The following is a 17455-nucleotide window of genomic DNA, read 5'->3' on the forward strand; positions in this document are numbered from 1 at the left end:
TTCTTGAAGCTGCCCGATTTATACCAGACGTACAAAAACATCGCTGAATTAATCCCAGTTATTACATATTCTGTCTAAGTGAAACTCTTTACAGGCTCAAAAGAACCCTGTTCATTTCTTTATATCACTTATCTTGAACCAGAATGTAGAGCCCTTTCCGAGGGTACTGCGGACGCCGTAGTCATAGTTATGCATTTTCAGCACAGCCTTGACGATAGATAGTCCAAGACCTGTGCCCACAACCTCTCGCTTGTGATTTTCAGAGCGGTAGTACTTATCGAAGATGAGCTTTATCTTGTCCTCCTCGATACCGTCACCTGTATCCTCCACCTCGACAAGAACGCCGTCGGTCTGATTTATCTGACGGACAAATACCTGCTTGTCCTCGCCTGTATAGTTTATTGCATTGTTTATAAGATTGTATATTACCTGCTCGATCTTCACAACGTCGCAGCACACCATACGCTCTTCATCGGGAGTAAAGTGTATCTGATAGCCGGTTTTCTCAGAAAGCCCCTTGAAACGATCCATAATCTCGGTCAGCTTTGCTCTTATGCCGAATTCCGAAGGATTCAACTTCTGCTTGCCGCTTTCCAGCTTTGAAAGATCAAGCATATCGTTTACGAGCAGCGCCAGTCTGTCGGTCTCGCTGATGATGATTTCAAGGTGCTCATTACGCTTGACGGGATTATCTCCCGAGAGATCACGTATCATCTCTGCGTAGGCTTTGAGCATTGTCAGCGGAGTACGCAGGTCGTGAGATACATTTGCAATAAGGTCTCTCTGCATGGTATCCACCTTTGAGAGCTCCTTTTCCGCGTAGGTAAGGGTATCCGCCAGCTTTTTTGCTTCGAGGTATCCCCTTCCGTCGAATTTTGTATTGAAATCACCCTTAGCCAGTATCTCCGCAGACTTTGTTATCCTGTCGATAGGCGCAGATATCCTCTTTGAAAGATAGAGGGATATAACAAAAGCAAGTATTATCAATATGACAGTAATAGTCATCAGCTGACTCTTGATTATCTTTACAGTAGCTCCCACAGGTACGAGAGCCGCATTAATGAGCAGATACCCGTCAGGAGCCTTAGGATCGCCGAGGGCACACCCGTATATCAGCATATAGTTGCCGCTTCTCGGGTGCTTTTTCTTCCACCTTACGACACCGTTGCCGCTGTCTATGCTGTCCAGCACCCATTTTCCGTTGATGTCCCTGTCATGTATGAGACATTCGCCCATAACGTGCTTTTTGATTATTTCGCGTCCGTACTGATCAAGGACCTCTATGCACAGGTCCTCATCATCGCCCACATCAGAAACAACAGTATAGAGCTGTTCCTTCTCTTCATCATCTGACAGTATCTCAAGAGCTGACTCATAGCGGTTTTTTCTGTCAGCACTGTTATAGACCTCAGCTATAGCATTCATGCTTGACGCTGTTGACTGTATCCTCATCTTTTCGTAGAATTTCTCAAAGAAGAATATCTGAAATACCCAGATAAGGGCAAATACCGCAACGGTAAACAGCACAAAATACAGCCATATGGTAAAACGGAGAGGTATCCTGCTGCCAACGCGCCTGAACTGCTTAATCGGCTTCAAATTTATACCCCATTCCTCTCAGCGTAACTATATATTTACGGTACTCTCCGAGGCTGTTGCGCAGCATTTTTATATGCGTATCAACAGTTCTGTCATCACCGAAGAAATCATAGCCCCATACCTCCTCAAGGAGCCTGTCCCTTGAAAGAGCGATATTCTTGTTTTTGACAAGATAAAAGAGCAGGTCATACTCCTTAGGTGTCATGGAAGCCTTCTTGCCGTTTACATAGACCTCACGTCCTGCAATGTCCACCTCAAGTCCCTCAAATTCAAACTTATCGGGAACAACCTCTTCTTCCTTGACGGCAGTATTTCTCTTCAGAACGACCTTTACCCTTGCCATAAGCTCCTTCGGAGAGAAGGGCTTGACCACATAATCGTCAATGCCTATCTCAAAGCCAAAGAGCTTGTCGTACTCCTCGCCTCTTGCAGAAAGCATTATAACAGGGATATTCTTTGTTTTATGTATCTCCTTGCAGGCTGAATAGCCGTCAAGTCTCGGCATCATAACGTCCATAATGATAAGGTCATAGTCGTTGTCATGGCAGAGATTGACAGCCTCCATGCCGTTTTCTGCTTCTGTTACCTCATAGCCCTCGAATTCGGCATATTCACGCACGACCTTTCTTATATTTATTTCGTCATCAACAATTAATATATGTGCCATGTTTTTCCCTCCGTGTATTTGAATTTAACTATTCTGTCTAAAACATACAACGAACAGCTTTTCGCTGTCTTACGTTTATATTATAACATTATATCCGATAAAAGTGTATATAAAGTGAAATTTTAATGAGTTTTTCCGTCAATTTTATCAAATTTGTTAGAGTCTGTAAATTTACAATTGACATTTTCAGTAATTTTTGCTATAATGTATTTGGATAATTGTAAATGAAGGGAGGCGGTGCCTATGAATAACAAAGCTAAGCAGAACCCCAGAAGCAGAACGCTCACAAGAAGCTTCAATTCCCTTGCAGCCGCTCTTGTCATTGTTGCTGCAAGCGCTATCGTGATAGGCTACTGCATAAATGTTCCCGAAAATGCCAGAATGGCGCTTATCATATACGTATGCACAATGGTATGCGCTACTCTAATACTTGCAATTTCGGGTTGGATATATAAGAATAAAAAGACCTCTGTTGACGAAAAGGACATAATCAAGATAACCGAAAACCTCAATACCGAGATGATAATCTGGTCGGACGACTTTGAATATGTCTACATAAATAAAAAGCTCCGTGACCTTCTGGGCATAACTGCGGATTACTCAGACAAAAAGGAGGGCGTATGGACAGCCTTCGGCATAAATACTCCCGATCCCACTGCTCTTAACAAGATAGTGGGAAGCAATTCCTACGAATCCACATTCCGAAACCCCAGCGGTGCCTTCGTATCTATCGCATGGAGCACCTCACAGGTCAAGAAGTACAAAAAACGTGCAGTATACCTCAGCACAGGCTTCAACCTCACCGAGCTGAAGAAAATGCGTGTGAACCTTGCAAACGCCAATGATTTCTTCCACTCGGCTATGGAGCTTGCAGAGATAGGTCTTGTTATGAGCACCGACAAAAAGGTGTTCAGAGTCTCACCCGAAATGGTAAATATGCTCGGACTAAAGAGCGGAACCGTCAACATCAACGAATACCGCGCTCTGATACACCCAAATGACAGGATACAGTTTGACGGTGCAGTCAGAAGCCGCGACATCTCTGACATCAAAAATATCGAGATAAGGCTGAGAAGCGCCGATGGCAACTACCGCTGGTTCTCACACCGCTTCAAGTCCATAACGGGCACAGGCAACAGCCTGCCGCTGTTCGGCGGAGCTGTTATCGACGTCACCGAGGAGCATGAAAAGGATATCCTCATCGAGCGCCTTGCGTATATGGATGAAGTGACAGAGATAGCAAACCGGAACAAGCTCGTTGTAACAGGACAGGAAATATACGATTCCTGCAAGGTACTTGATTATTCCTTCTGGATAATCGTACTGGATATTGACCGTTTCCACATCATAAACGATACCTGCGGCTACTCAAACGGCAACTATATCCTTAAAAACTTTGCTCATATACTCTATAAATTCGTCACCCCGGGCGGTCTTGTTGCCAGAATAAGCGGCGATAACTTCGCACTTCTGCTGAGAGATTACGGCGATAACGAAATGCCCTACAGAACCGTAAAATCCATACAGGAAGAGTTCGCAAAGCTTGCTGTTGACGAGTTTGCTTCCATAAGCCTTACCTGCTCGGCAGGCTTCTCCAAAATGCCCGAGGACGGCAGATCCTTCCTTGAGGTCATGGAACACGCCGAATTCGCTCTTAAATCCAACGACGGTACACAGAGCAGCATCTGCGGCTATGTGCCAAGTATGCACGACTCTATTATCGGCGATACAGAGCTTGAAAAGGCTCTTGCACTTGCTATCGAGAACAATGAGCTCCAGCTCTACTACCAGCCTAAGGTAGACCTCAATACAGGCAGGATAATGGGCGTAGAGGCTCTTATCCGCTGGATAAAGCCCGACGGCACTATAATCCCTCCGGACGCCTTCGTGCCTATTGCCGAGAGCTCTCACCTTATCGGAAAGATAAGCGAATTTGTGCTTAACGAGGGCTGCCGCCAGAACAAGCTGTGGCAGAAAATGGGCTATCCGCCTATCGTTATGTCCATAAACTTCACATCATCAGACTTCTATCAGACCGACCTCAAAGACAAGGTCTACGAAGCTCTTGCCCGCTCGGCTCTGCCGCCTCAGTGGCTTGAGGTAGAGCTCACCGAGTCTCTTGCACTCAAGGATATCGACTTTGCCATAGATCAGATGAACCGTCTCCGCGAGCTCGGCGTAAAGCTTGCAATGGACGACTTCGGCACAGGCTATTCTTCACTGAGGTATCTCCAGATACTGCCCATCACTCTGCTGAAGCTCGACCGCTCGTTCATAATCGACATCGAACACGACAATATCTCATTTGAAATAGTCGCAGCGGTAATACGTATCGCAAAATCCAAGAAGATAGAGACTATAGCAGAGGGAATCGAAAACAACGGTCAGCAGAGCATCCTGCGCTCGGCAGGCTGTGACTACGGACAGGGCTACCTATACGGAAAGCCTATGCCCCCTGAAAAGATACAGGAGCTGTTTGAACAGAACGTAAGGCGCGAAATCGACACAAAAAGATAGCGCTTTAGAATTATCACGTTATCACGGAGGTCATAATTATGAAAAGACGTATCGGAATCCTCACAAGCGGCGGTGACTGCCCCGGACTCAATGCAACTATCCGCGGCGTAGCAAAGGCTTGCTACGAGCGCTTCGGTGAGGAAAATGTTGAGATAGTCGGCATTTCCAACGGCTATTACGGACTTATCAACAATCTCTGCAAGGAGATGTCCCCTTCTTCCTTCTCGGGAATACTCACACAGGGCGGAACTATCTTCGGTACAAAGCGTCAGCCCTTCAAGATGATGCAGGTCATCGGCGAGGACAACATTGACAAGGTCAAGAATATGAAGGAGACCTATAAGAAGCAGAAGCTTGACTGCCTGCTCACACTGGGCGGCAACGGCACTCATAAGACCTCCAAGCTCCTTTCGGATGAGGGGCTCAACGTTATCGGTCTGCCAAAGACTATTGACAATGACATCTACGGCACAGATGTTACCTTCGGCTTCCATACCGCAGTTGACATCGCTACAGATGTTCTTGACAGGCTCCATACAACAGCTGCGAGCCACTCCCGTGTACTTCTCTGTGAGATAATGGGAAATAAGGCTGGCTGGCTCACACTTAATGCAGGTATCGCAGGAGGTGCCGACGTCATCATAATCCCTGAGATACCATACGATATCGACAAGATATGCGACGCTGTAATGGCAAGAAGTGCCAGCGGCAAGACCTTCTCTATCGTCGCTGTTGCAGAGGGTGCTTTCGATATCAACGAGGCTCAGATGAAAAAGAAGGAACGTGCAAAAAAACGTGCAGAGGCAGGAATACTCACAGCCACAAACCGTATTGCAGCCCAGATACAGCATAATACAGGTCTTGAGGCGCGTGTATGCGTTCCGGGCCATATGCTCAGAGGCGGAGCGCCAAGCGCCTATGACCGCGTACTATCCACACAGTTCGGAGTTCACGCAGCATATCTCATAGCTAAGGAGCGCTATGGCAGAACAGTTGCTAAAATAGGCAACAAGATAACCTCAAATAAACTTGATGACATTGCAGGAAAGACAAAATTCGTCGATACAGAGAATCATCTGGTCATCGCAGCCCGCGATATCGGCGTATCTTTCGGTGATTAAGACACTTTGGCAGCTCATTCGGGCTGCCATTTTCGCGTATACAAGTAGTATTATATACAATTAAAAATACTAATATTTAAATTTGATATAATACTGCAAAACCTTGATTTTTAGCCATACAACCGAGTTTATGAACTGATTAAATCAAAAAAATATGGTATTTTTTGAAAAAAGCTATTCCCAAAGCTGTTATTATGTGCTATAATAATCATATATCTGTTCAGGAGGTATTATAATGTCAGAAATGGAACTTTATAGCCTTTGGTGTGAAAACGCAAAGGAAGATCCCGACTTAAAGGCTGAGCTCGAGGGGATAAAGGGCGACAGCGAGGCAATCAACGACAGATTCTACCGTGATCTCGAATTCGGCACGGGCGGTCTGAGAGGCGTTATCGGCGCAGGAACCAATCGAATGAATATATATACTGTAAGACGCGCTACACAGGGCTTTGCAGACTATCTCAACCAGGAGTACAAAAACCCAAGTGTCGCTATCTCCTATGACAGCCGTATCAAGAGCGACGTGTTCTCAAAGGCTGCCGCAGAGGTCCTTGCAGCAAACGGCATAAAGGTACATATCTATAAGCAGCTGATGCCTACACCTTGCCTTTCATGGGCAGTACGCGCACTTAAATGCCAGGGCGGTATCATGGTAACTGCCAGCCACAACCCTGCCAAGTACAACGGATATAAGGTATACGGCGAGGACGGCTGTCAGATCACTCTCAGAGGCGCTGAGATAATCCTTGAAAAGATCAATTCTCTTGATATGTTCAGCGGCGTTAAGCACTCAGATTTTGATAAAGAGTTAGCCGCAGGCAACATTTCTTATATAGACGACAGCATTATCGAGGAATTCTACCAGAGAGTCCTTGCAGAGGGCATAAACACCGAACTCTGCGCTTCAAGCGGACTCAAGGTCGTATACACTCCTCTCAACGGCACAGGAAACAAGCCTGTCCGCGAGATATTAAAACGTATCGGCATCACTGACGTTACAGTAGTTAAGGAACAGGAGGAGCCCGACGGCAACTTCACTACCTGCCCGTATCCAAACCCTGAGATACGCGAGGCATTACAGGTAGGTCTCAGCTACTGCGACAAGGTCAAGCCCGATCTTCTCCTTGCTACCGATCCTGACTGTGACCGTGTTGGTATCGCAGTTCCCGACGGCAAGGGCGGATACGCTCTCTTCTCGGGCAACGAGGTCGGAGCTATGCTTCTGGAGTATATCTGCTCACAGCGCATAAAGAAGGGCACAATGCCTGAGAATCCGGTAACAGTAAAAACTATCGTTACTACAGATATCGTAAACCTCATCGCTAAAGAGTACGGTGTAGAGGTAATAGACGTCCTCACAGGCTTCAAGTTCATCGGCGAACAGATAGGCTTCCTTGAAGCTAAGGGTGAGGAGAACCGCTATGTATTCGGTTTTGAGGAGAGCTACGGCTATCTCTCCGGCGGCTATGTAAGAGACAAGGACGCAGTCGACGCTTCGATGCTTATCTGCGAAATGGCTGCATACTACCGCACACAGGGCATTACTCTTATGCAGGCAAGAGATAATATGTACAAGAAGTACGGTATGTTCCTCCAGACTCTCTACAGCTTCGAGTTTGAGGGTGAGAGCGGCATGAAGCACATGGAAGAAATAATGACAGGTCTCCGCAATAACCATCCCACAGCTATCGGCGGTTTAAAGGTAGAGCGCTTTGAGGACTACAAGGCAAGCGTCTCCAAGAATATCGCTACTGGCGAGGTCAAGGAGCTCACACTTCCTAAGTCAAACGTTCTTGCATTCTATCTTGAGAACGGCTGCAAGGCTATAGTTCGTCCTTCAGGCACAGAGCCAAAGATAAAAACATATATCACAGCAAAGGCACCTACAAAGGCAGAAGCCGAGGCTATCGAGAAGAAGATATATGCTGATTTCACACAGAGCATGAAATAATACAATGGCGGACGAAAGTCCGCCTTTTGCTGTACAGCAGACTTATAAGTTAAATTATAAAAAAATATCTCCATACCCTTGACACACACGGCACAGTGTGATATAATTTATTACTGTAATGTATATTCGGCACTACTGTCTAAGGGAAATGATGGGCTGCACGATCTACAAATTAATGTAAAGAGGTGAAAATCGTGAAAGAGGGAATCCATCCTGAGTTTAAGAAGACCACAATTACCTGCCACTGCGGCAATGTGATCGAGACTATGTCTACAAAGGAAAACATCAAGGTTGAAATCTGCTCAAAGTGCCATCCTTTCTATACTGGTAAGCAGAAGCTTGTTGATACAGGCGGACGTGTTGACAGATTCAAGAAGCGTTTCAATATGGACAAGTAATCCCACAAGCCCCGTCACTGACGGGGCTTTTCGTACATAGGTAAGTATTATGAACTATCTGACAATTTCCGAAAATGCCACGGCTTCGTTCATAGAAAAGCGCTCGGAGTTCATCGGCTATATCTCCCCTGTTAAGACCAACGACGAGGCGGTAGCCTTTATTAATTCCATAAAAGCCGAGCACCGCAAGGCTAAGCACAACGTTTACGCCTATATTCTCCGTGAGGACAATATTTCCCGTTATTCCGATGACGGAGAGCCTCAGGGCACCGCTGGAGTCCCTGTACTTGACGTACTGAAAAAGCGAGGTCTCACCGATGTCTGCGTGGTAATCACCCGTTACTTCGGCGGAATACTTCTTGGCGGCGGCGGTCTTGTAAGAGCTTATTCCCATGCTGCTTCACTTGCCTGCGACTCGGCTCATATCATGGATATGTGCCTTTGTCACCGCCTGAAAATAACCGCAGACTACGGTATGTACGGCAAAATTTCCTATCTTCTGCCTGATTACGAAACTATCACCGTGAATTCAGATTTCGCGAGCGACGTTTCTCTTGAGATACTTGTGCTCTCCGAAAGACTCGATGCTCTGAAAAAAGAGCTCACCGAGGTGACGAACGGAACTGCTGAAATAGAAGATATGGGCGAGCTTTTTGAAGATTTTTCCTCTGTGAAAAAATTTTCCTTATAAAAATAAAGGGTTTTTTGTCCCGTTTTAGTATAAGTATATGTAGGCACTTTTTCGGCGGAATCTTATCCGCTTCAATTTTTCTGCAGTCAGGGGGAATTTGTATGACAGTACGCGAACAGATTGAGATAAGCGAAGCAGGTATGCTCAGCAAATACGCCTGCGCAAGCATTGACGAGGTCGGCACAAAGCGCGAGCGCTATGAGGACAAGTGCCCCTACCGCACAGAGTTCCAGCGTGACCGCGACCGCATACTCCACTGCAACTCATTCCGCAGACTAAAGCGTAAAACTCAGGTTTTCCTGTCCCCTGTGGGAGACCACTACAGAACACGCCTTACCCATACACTTGAGGTATCCCAGATAGCAAGGACTATTTCCCGCGGTATGCGTCTCAACGAAGACCTTACAGAGGCTATTGCCCTCGGTCACGATTTAGGGCACTCCCCTTTCGGACACTGCGGTGAGCGTACTCTCAACGAAATATGTCCTCACGGCTTCAAGCATTATGAACAGAGCGTCCGTGTAGTTGAGGCACTTGAGAAAAAAGGCAAAGGACTCAACCTAACTCATGCCGTAAGAAACGGCATACTCTGCCATACAAACATGGTGGCGGATACAAAAGAGGGCAATATAGTCCGTCTTGCAGACACTATAGCCTACATAAACCACGATATTGAGGACTCTATCCGCGCCGGCATACTCTCACCGAATGACCTGCCAAGAAGCTGTGTTATAGCCCTCGGAAATACAAAAACCAAGAGAATAACTACTCTCATAGCCTCCGTTATCGGACACGGAGCTGTGGATATAGATTTTGCGCCCGATATACGAAAGGCTCACGACGAGCTCAAAAAGTTCATGTTCGATAAGGTCTACACAAATCCTTCCGCAAAGCAGGAGGAGGGCAAGGCTGAACAGCTTGTGCGCAAACTCTATGCTTATTTTATCGAGCACACGGACAAGCTCCCCGAGGAATACCGCAATATAATCAAAATTTCCGATCCCGACAGGGCTGTCTGCGACTACATATCGGGAATGAGCGACGAGTACGCCGTTGACCTTTATACCGAGCTTTTCGTACCGAAATTCTGGAAGTGAGGGAGAATATGCCTCAGAACGATGAATTTCTCTATAATCTGCGAAACGCAAACCCTATCGAGACAGTTATGGGCGGATACGTCAATGTCATAAGGCGAGGACGTAATTACGTCTGCTCCTGTCCTTTTCATTCCGAAAAAACTCCCTCCTGCACCATTTTCACCGACACCCAGAACTTCTACTGCTTCGGCTGCGGCGCAGGCGGCGATGTCATCACCTTCATTATGAAGATAGAGAACCTGACCTTTCCCGAGGCTGTAAAGCTTCTTGCACAGAGGGCAGGTATGGAAGTCCCTGCATACGGCAGCAAGGACAGCGGCTATGCAAAGCGCAAGACACGTATTTACGAGATGAACCGCATTGCCGCCAATTTCTACTACACAAACCTTTTCAAGGGCAAGGACAAAACAGGGCTGCAATATTTCGCAAACCGAAAGCTTACTCCCCAGACTATAAAGAAATACGGTCTCGGCTACGCCTCAGATTCATGGAACGAGCTGACCGATGTACTGCACTCAAAAGGCTATTCCGACGACGAAATGGCTGACGCATGGCTGGTGGGCATGAAAAACGGTCGAACCTTTGATATGTTCCGAAAGCGCGTGATGTTCCCCATAGTTGACCTGAGAGGCAATATAATAGGCTTTGGCGGACGAGTCCTTGACGACTCGCAGCCCAAGTACCTTAACACGGGAAAAACACCAGTGTTCGACAAGGGCTCAAACCTTTTCTCCATGAACTTTGCAAAGAATTCAAACGCCAAGAGACTGATACTCTGCGAGGGGTATATGGACGTCATAGCTGTAAATCAGGCAGGCTTTGAGAACGTTGTGGCTACACTGGGAACTGCTATCACACCCGATCAGGCGCGGCTCATAAGTCATTACGCCGAGGAGGTCGTGATCGCCTATGACAGCGACGGCGCAGGACAAAAGGCTACACAAAAAGCCATAAACCACTTCGCGGACGTTGGTCTGCGCACCAAGATACTCCACATGGAGGATGCTAAGGACCCCGACGAGTACATAAAAAAATTCGGGCGCGACCGCTTCCGAATGCTCATCGACAGCTCAAATGACGCAAACGATTTCATGCTGGATAAATGCGAGAACGGTCTTGACCTTACCACAGAGATAGGACGAGTGGAGCTTCTCAAACGGACATCAAAGGTGCTTGCAGGCATAGAATCGCCCCTTGAACGTGAGGTCTATATCTCACGTACCTCCAAGAAGTGCGATATTCCGGTACAGGTGCTAAAGACACACATCGACGCTATGCTGCAAAAGAACAGCAGAAGCGCCAAAAACAACGAGTGGCGGGCAATAAAGGCTCAGACCTCGTACATTCGCGATGATATCAACCCCGACGCGGTCTCAAACAAAAAGGAAGCCCGTGCCGAGGAGACTATAATCAGCTACCTGCTGAAGCGTCCGCAGGAATATGAGGACGTGGAAAAGCTTGTGCCCCCAGAGTGCTTCGTGACCGCATTCAATAAAAAGGTCTACAAGGCACTTCTGGAGCGAATGAAAAATTCCGATAAATTCTCAATGTCACTTCTCTCTGATGAATTTTCTACAGAGGAAATGGGAAGAATAAGCGGAATAGCAGCTAAAAAACGCGAAGTCGCAGTAACGCGTGACGTTGTTGCGGACTGCGCACAGGTACTGAAAAGCAGTATTCCAAAAGCGGACGGAGACCTCAGCAACGATGAGCTGCTGAAGCTTTTCCGCTCTAAAAACAAGTAGGAGGATATAAAATATGGAAAAGAAAAACACCATCGAAGCCCTTATGGAACAGGGCAAAACTAACGGTAAGCTCACCACAAAGGAAATAACCGACGCACTGGAGGAGCTTGACTTTGACGTTGACCAGATAAATACCTTCTATGACAACTGTGAAAACCTCAATATCGAGATAGTAGAGGATATGAACCTTGACGCTGACCTGAAGATAGGTCTGGATTCAACACTGACAGACGACCTCGAAATGGCTCTCTCAACTGAGGGTATCGCTATCGACGATCCTGTAAAGATATACCTCAAGGAGATAGGAAGAGTTCCCCTTCTCACTACCGAGGAGGAGATCGAGCTTGCCCAGAGAATGGCTAAGGGCGATCCCTATGCTAAGAAGAGACTTTCCGAGGCTAACCTGAGACTCGTTGTTTCTATCGCAAAGAAGTATGTCGGCAGAGGTATGCAGTTCCTCGACCTTATCCAGGAAGGCAACCTCGGTCTTATCAAGGCTGTTGAAAAGTTCGACTACACTAAGGGCTTCAAGTTCTCAACATACGCTACATGGTGGATAAGGCAGGCTATCACCCGTGCTATAGCCGATCAGGCAAGAACTATCCGTATCCCCGTTCATATGGTGGAGACTATCACAAAAGTAAAGAAGGTATCCAGCCAGCTTCTCCACGAGAACGGTCACGATCCAAGCCCCGAAGAGATTGCGGACAAGCTCAATATGCCGGTGGACAAGGTACGCGAGATAATGCGTGTGGCTCAGGATCCTGTATCCCTTGAAACCCCTATAGGCGAGGAGGAGGACAGCCACCTCGGTGACTTTATCCCTGATGACGACGCTCCTGCACCTGCTGAGGCAGCTTCACATACTCTCCTTAAAGAGCAGCTCAATGAGGTCCTTAATACACTTACTGACCGTGAGGCTAAGGTGCTCAAGCTCCGCTTCGGTCTTGAGGACGGCAAATCACGCACCCTTGAGGAGGTAGGACAGCGCTTTGACGTTACCCGTGAACGTATCCGCCAGATAGAGGCAAAGGCGCTGAGAAAGCTCCGTCACCCAAGCAGAAGCAAAAAGGTCAAGGACTTCCTTGACTGATACATATGTCAGTATTTCCCGAGCCGCCAGAAATGGCGGCTTTTTCAGTTTAGAGCTGAGAGTTTAGAGTTGAGATTTAATGTGCTCACTTTGCTCACACTATTTAGATTTTTGTCGCCAACAGGCGACACCGCAACTTTCAACTCTCAACTCTCAATTCTCAACTTTCTTAGTTCTTAGCTCTTAGCTCTAAGTTCTGACAATGGCTTCTGACCGCAAAAAATTTACATTATAGTTTTGGGTACGAGTATTGCTATTTCCAAATAAATGTGGTATAATGAAAATGTATAAAATGTACGTTATCACGGTCGCCTGTTCACCGTCAGAAGTCAGGCACGCAGCGGAAAAACTATATCCGCAAGCAAAAAGGAGTGAGTATGAGTATATTTGATTTTAGCCAGACTCCGCCCGTGTTAAGCCATGATTGGCAGGTATTCCAGCAGTTTGTCGGCAATATTGGTGCATTTACATATATTGCAAAGGACAAGGCTGCTTATCTGGATTCATCAGCCTGTCATATGCTCGGCTGCCCGAGTGAAAAGATCAACGAATTTGAATTCTTCAACCTTCTCGAAAAGATCTCAAAATGTCCTGTAGAGGGACAAAAGCATATTTATAAGTTTGCTGACGGAAATACCACACGTTTCATAAAAATGAATATCTATGAGAGCAGCGACGAATGGCTGGGCTTCATTCAGGACTTTACGCGCCAGATGACAGAGCTGAGCGACAAAAAGGCTTTCGTGGAATACGATCCTATCACAAGACTGCCCTCTTTCCCTTCGTTCTCACAGAAGATAAAACAGATACTCCCCGATGTTCAGCACGGCTGCCTTGCCACTATCTATATAAACGGCATAGACAAACTGGGCTCATACCTCACTGTTGACAATACCAACAGCTGCATAACATCTGTGGCAGAGGCGCTCAAGGGCTTTGCCAGCGATACTCTCATAATAGGCTCAAAGTCAAACTATGAGATATGCGTTTTCTTCCGCGACAGCGACAAGATGAGCATTTACAATATCCTCAACAGCATGGACGAGGCTGTTCAGAATTGTATTCTCACAGACGATTTCGGCGAGATAATCGATATATCCGACAAGAGCAGGATAAGCCTGTCTATCGGCTGTGCTTCATACCCTGAGGAAGCTTCTGACTTCAATATGCTGGTGAATTACTCAGAGTTTGCACTTTTTGAAGCTAAGACTGCAAAACGTGCGGTTATCAACTGGTTCTCTGAGGAAAATTACGTCCACGAAAAGGACTCATACCGCAATGCACAGACCTTCTCGCGCATAGTGCAGGAGAATCTACTGACCTATCATCTCCAGCCTATCGTCGAAACTCAGAAGGGCGAGATCGTGGGCTATGAGGCTCTTATGCGTACTGTCGGAGATATAAAGATGACTCCGAACCAGATACTAAAAATAGCTGCGGCACAGAATGACCTCTATGCTATCGAAAAACTGACCTTCTTCAATGTTATGAAGCTTCTCAGTGATAATCAGCAGGTATTCGAAAACCGCAAGCTCTTTATAAACTGCCTTTCAAACAATCTCCTTACTGATGAGGACTTCAACGAGCTGTACCTGACCTATGGCGAGCTCCTTGAAAAGACGGTTATTGAAATCGTCGAGGAATCTGCGGCTACGGCAGAGAGCATCGAGACATTAAAGAAGCGCTGCGGCTTTGCGCACACTACCCTTGCTATCGACGACTACGGAACAGGCTATTCCAATTCATCGAATCTGCTGCACTATTCCCCTGATTACATAAAGATAGACCGTTCACTTATAAGCGATATCCAGAACGACCTGAAAAAGCAGCAGCTGGTAACATCTGTTATCGAGTTCTGCCATGAAAATCAGCTCAAATCACTTGCCGAGGGCGTTGAGACCGTTCAGGAGCTCAAAACCGTTATCCGCCTCGGAGTTGACCTTGTACAGGGCTATTATACTTCAAAGCCTAAGCCCCTGCTCCTCAACAGTATCTCAGCAGATATCAAGGACGAGATAATCAAGACCAATCTTGAAACACGTCCTGACGGCGCAAAGAAGATATACGCAGCACAGAATGATACTGAGCTTGACCTCTTAAAGCTTGCACTTGAAAAATATACCGATATCCACGTCTATCAGAGCAAACTCACTATCGTCGGCGATCCTGACAAGCCCGTGAAGATGAATATTTCCATTATGGACAATCACAGCTGTGAGCTGACACTGAAAAACGTAAATATGATAAGCGGCAACAGCAAACCTACTATCTCTGTAGGCGAGTACGCCCGCCTTGAGCTCAATGTTGTAAGGAGCAATAAGCTGAGCTACTCTGGTATCTACGTGCCTATGGGTTCGCAGTTCGTTCTCGGCGGCAAGGGCGACCTCACTATCGACTGCTACGCCTCTGAGGGCATCGGCATCGGCAACGATTACGACCACGGCTACGGCGATATTACCGTTGATTTCAGCGGTAACTTAGAGATAATCTCAAACAGCGTCGAATCAATGTGCATAGGCGGAGGTCATAACGATGACGACTCAGACATCGACCTGCGCTCAGGAAATATAAAAATATTCATGTACTCCCATAACGGACTTGCCATAGGCAGCTTCAACGGCGACGCAAATATCAGTATCGGCGAGAACTGTAAGCTTGACATTACTATATCGGGTATCAAGGTAACAGGTATCGGAAGCTGCAAGGGTATCTCTACCATAAGCTCGGGCGCTGATATAACCATGTCATGCACCGGTGCTCAGGCAGTAGGTATCGGCGTTCTCGAAGAGGGCGAGGGCAGTATATACATAAAACAGGGTACTATCAATATGAAAATGCGCTCAGGCAAGCACTCCTGTATCGGTGCTATGAAGGGCAGCGTTAATACTAAGATAAAGAATGCGGAGATCACGATCGACTCAGAGGGCGACGAGGTAACAGGCATCGGCGACGCTTTAGGCGCAGGAAACCTCACTATTATCGACTCTAAGGTTTCCATGACGGTCAACGCAGGAAATCCTAAGGACATCGGCACAAGCAGCGGCGATGTACAGATACAGAACTCTACTGTAAGCGCCCTTGTGAACAACAAGAGGATAACTTACGCAAGCACTTAATGTTTAATCTTCCCCGCCTTTAGCTATGATGCTAATACAGGAACTTATAATCACTTATCGGGGGAACCCTTTCTGAAGAAAGGTTCTCCCCCGAACCCCTTTCCAAAGACTTTTATCTGGTTTTTTCTCAGATAGGGCGCTTTATAAATGGAAAAACCCTGCAAAATGCAGGTGCGCCCTATCCGAGAAAAAACAAAACGAAAGTTTTAGGGAGAGAGTTTGAGAGAAGCCCCTTTTTCAAAAGGGGTTCTCTCAATGAGCAGATATAAAATCCTGTATAAACATCATAGTCAAAGCGGGGAAACATATGATAAGAAAGGTAAGAATCAAATATGAAACTTGGTATGGTCGGTTTGCCTAATGTAGGCAAAAGCACACTTTTTAACGCACTCACCAACGCAGGCGCTGAATCTGCGAACTACCCATTCTGTACTATCGAGAAGAACGTAGGTATTGTATCAGTTCCCGATGAGAGACTGGACAAGCTTGCAGAGATGTATGAGCCTGATAAGTTCACTCCTGCAACACTGGAATTCGTTGACATCGCAGGTCTTGTAAAGGGTGCATCAAAGGGCGAAGGTCTTGGAAACAAATTCCTTGCTGATATACGCGAGGTGGACGCTATCGTTCACGTTGTACGCTGCTTTGAGGATCCAAATATCATTCACGTTGACGGAAGCATAAATCCTCTCCGCGACATCGAAACTATCAATCTTGAGCTCATCTTCTCCGACATCGAAATGGTGGAAAGACGTATCGACAGAGCTAAGAAGGCTGCAAAGGGCGATAAGAAGTACCTTGCAGAGGCTGAGTTCCTTGAAAGATTAAAGGCTCACCTTGAAAACGGAAAGTCCGCAAGAGGCTTCGATTTCACTGACGAGGAGAGAGAGCTTATCAAGTCAACTCCCCTGCTCTCTGCTAAGCCTGTTATCTATACGGCCAACCTCAGTGAGGACGACTTCACAAACAATATCGAAAACAACGAAAACTATAAGGCTGTATGCGCTCTTGCAGCTGAGGAGCACTCTGCTGTACTTCCTATCTGTGCACAGATAGAGGCTGAGATATCCGACATGGGCGACGAGGACAAGGCTATGTTCCTCAGTGAGCTTGGTCTTGAGGTATCAGGTCTCAACCGTATCATCAAGGAGGGCTATTCTCTCCTCGGTCTTATCTCATATCTCACCGCAGGCAAGCAGGAGGTACGTGCATGGACTATTACTAAGGGCACTAAGGCTCCGCAGGCAGCCGGTAAGATACACACTGACTTCGAGAAAGGCTTTATCCGCGCAGAGGTCATCTCCTACGAAGACCTTATGGCTTGCGGAAGCATGGCTGCCGCTAAGGAAAAGGGACTTGTGCGTCTTGAGGGCAAAGAGTACGTTATGCAGGACGGAGATATAGTTCTGTTCCGCTTCAATGTGTGATCTGAGTTATTAGTTTTAGTGCGGATAGTATCC

Annotated in this window: 12 protein-coding genes; 10 read left to right on the forward strand and 2 right to left on the reverse strand. The window is 46.7% G+C overall.

Annotated features, from left to right (window positions below; translation table 11 throughout):
• Positions 1 to 111: 111 nt before the first annotated feature.
• Positions 112 to 1599, reverse strand: a complete 1488-nt coding sequence (locus tag K5677_RS10000; protein WP_296727498.1) for a HAMP domain-containing sensor histidine kinase — start codon at positions 1597 to 1599, stop codon at positions 112 to 114.
• Positions 1586 to 2266 (reverse strand): response regulator transcription factor, encoded by a 681-nt coding sequence (locus K5677_RS10005; RefSeq protein ID WP_296727500.1) that lies wholly within the window; start codon positions 2264 to 2266, stop codon positions 1586 to 1588. Before K5677_RS10005 ends, K5677_RS10000 begins: the two co-directional genes overlap by 14 nt.
• 243 nt (positions 2267 to 2509) lie before the next feature.
• On the opposite strand from K5677_RS10005, the gene K5677_RS10010 reads away from it, so the two are divergent.
• The 10 genes from K5677_RS10010 to ychF all read left to right on the forward strand — a co-directional run bounded on the left by K5677_RS10010 (position 2510) and on the right by ychF (position 17422).
• The gene (locus K5677_RS10010; RefSeq protein ID WP_296727502.1) at positions 2510 to 4783 is read left to right on the forward strand and encodes an EAL domain-containing protein; all 2274 of its coding nucleotides are present in this window, start codon (positions 2510 to 2512) and stop codon (positions 4781 to 4783) included.
• Positions 4784 to 4821: 38 nt separating this feature from the next.
• Positions 4822 to 5904: an ATP-dependent 6-phosphofructokinase gene (locus K5677_RS10015; protein WP_296727505.1), complete on the forward strand. Its 1083-nt coding sequence runs from the start codon at positions 4822 to 4824 to the stop codon at positions 5902 to 5904.
• 235 nt (positions 5905 to 6139) lie between these two features.
• Positions 6140 to 7855, forward strand: coding sequence for a phospho-sugar mutase (locus tag K5677_RS10020; protein ID WP_296727506.1), 1716 nt, complete (start codon positions 6140 to 6142; stop codon positions 7853 to 7855).
• 194 nt (positions 7856 to 8049) lie between these two features.
• A complete protein-coding gene (gene rpmE, locus K5677_RS10025) occupies positions 8050 to 8253 on the forward strand; it encodes a 50S ribosomal protein L31 (RefSeq protein WP_019678077.1) in 204 nt (67 codons plus the stop codon).
• 49 nt (positions 8254 to 8302) lie between these two features.
• Positions 8303 to 8944, forward strand: coding sequence for a YigZ family protein (locus K5677_RS10030; RefSeq protein ID WP_296727509.1), 642 nt, complete (start codon positions 8303 to 8305; stop codon positions 8942 to 8944).
• Positions 8945 to 9045: 101 nt separating this feature from the next.
• Positions 9046 to 10041 (forward strand): deoxyguanosinetriphosphate triphosphohydrolase, encoded by a 996-nt coding sequence (locus tag K5677_RS10035; RefSeq protein WP_296727512.1) that lies wholly within the window; start codon positions 9046 to 9048, stop codon positions 10039 to 10041.
• Positions 10042 to 10049: 8 nt separating this feature from the next.
• On the forward strand, positions 10050 to 11786 hold the full coding sequence (dnaG, locus tag K5677_RS10040) for a DNA primase (protein WP_296727515.1): 1737 nt from the start codon (positions 10050 to 10052) through the stop codon (positions 11784 to 11786).
• Between the two features lie 13 nt (positions 11787 to 11799).
• Positions 11800 to 12879, forward strand: coding sequence for an RNA polymerase sigma factor RpoD (gene rpoD, locus K5677_RS10045; RefSeq protein WP_296727517.1), 1080 nt, complete (start codon positions 11800 to 11802; stop codon positions 12877 to 12879).
• Positions 12880 to 13256: 377 nt separating this feature from the next.
• Entirely contained in the window at positions 13257 to 15995 is a 2739-nt protein-coding gene (locus K5677_RS10050; protein WP_296727518.1) for a GGDEF domain-containing phosphodiesterase, read from the forward strand.
• 332 nt (positions 15996 to 16327) lie between these two features.
• On the forward strand, positions 16328 to 17422 hold the full coding sequence (gene ychF / locus K5677_RS10055) for a redox-regulated ATPase YchF (RefSeq protein ID WP_296727521.1): 1095 nt from the start codon (positions 16328 to 16330) through the stop codon (positions 17420 to 17422).
• The last annotated feature ends 33 nt before the right edge of the window (positions 17423 to 17455 follow it).

The sequence above is a fragment of the Ruminococcus sp. genome (genome assembly GCF_024684275.1).

What these genes read in the sequence shown, in the direction of transcription:
- rpoD (WP_296727517.1), top strand. Translation starts at nt 11,800, where the DNA reads ATGGAAAAGAAAAACACCATCGAAGCCCTTATGGAACAGGGCAAAACT.
- K5677_RS10030 (WP_296727509.1), top strand. Translation starts at nt 8,303, where the DNA reads ATGAACTATCTGACAATTTCCGAAAATGCCACGGCTTCGTTCATAGAA.
- K5677_RS10035 (WP_296727512.1), top strand. Translation starts at nt 9,046, where the DNA reads ATGACAGTACGCGAACAGATTGAGATAAGCGAAGCAGGTATGCTCAGC.
- K5677_RS10005 (WP_296727500.1), bottom strand. Translation starts at nt 2,266, where the DNA reads ATGGCACATATATTAATTGTTGATGACGAAATAAATATAAGAAAGGTC.
- K5677_RS10020 (WP_296727506.1), top strand. Translation starts at nt 6,140, where the DNA reads ATGTCAGAAATGGAACTTTATAGCCTTTGGTGTGAAAACGCAAAGGAA.
- K5677_RS10015 (WP_296727505.1), top strand. Translation starts at nt 4,822, where the DNA reads ATGAAAAGACGTATCGGAATCCTCACAAGCGGCGGTGACTGCCCCGGA.
- dnaG (WP_296727515.1), top strand. Translation starts at nt 10,050, where the DNA reads ATGCCTCAGAACGATGAATTTCTCTATAATCTGCGAAACGCAAACCCT.
- K5677_RS10010 (WP_296727502.1), top strand. Translation starts at nt 2,510, where the DNA reads ATGAATAACAAAGCTAAGCAGAACCCCAGAAGCAGAACGCTCACAAGA.
- K5677_RS10050 (WP_296727518.1), top strand. Translation starts at nt 13,257, where the DNA reads ATGAGTATATTTGATTTTAGCCAGACTCCGCCCGTGTTAAGCCATGAT.
- ychF (WP_296727521.1), top strand. Translation starts at nt 16,328, where the DNA reads ATGAAACTTGGTATGGTCGGTTTGCCTAATGTAGGCAAAAGCACACTT.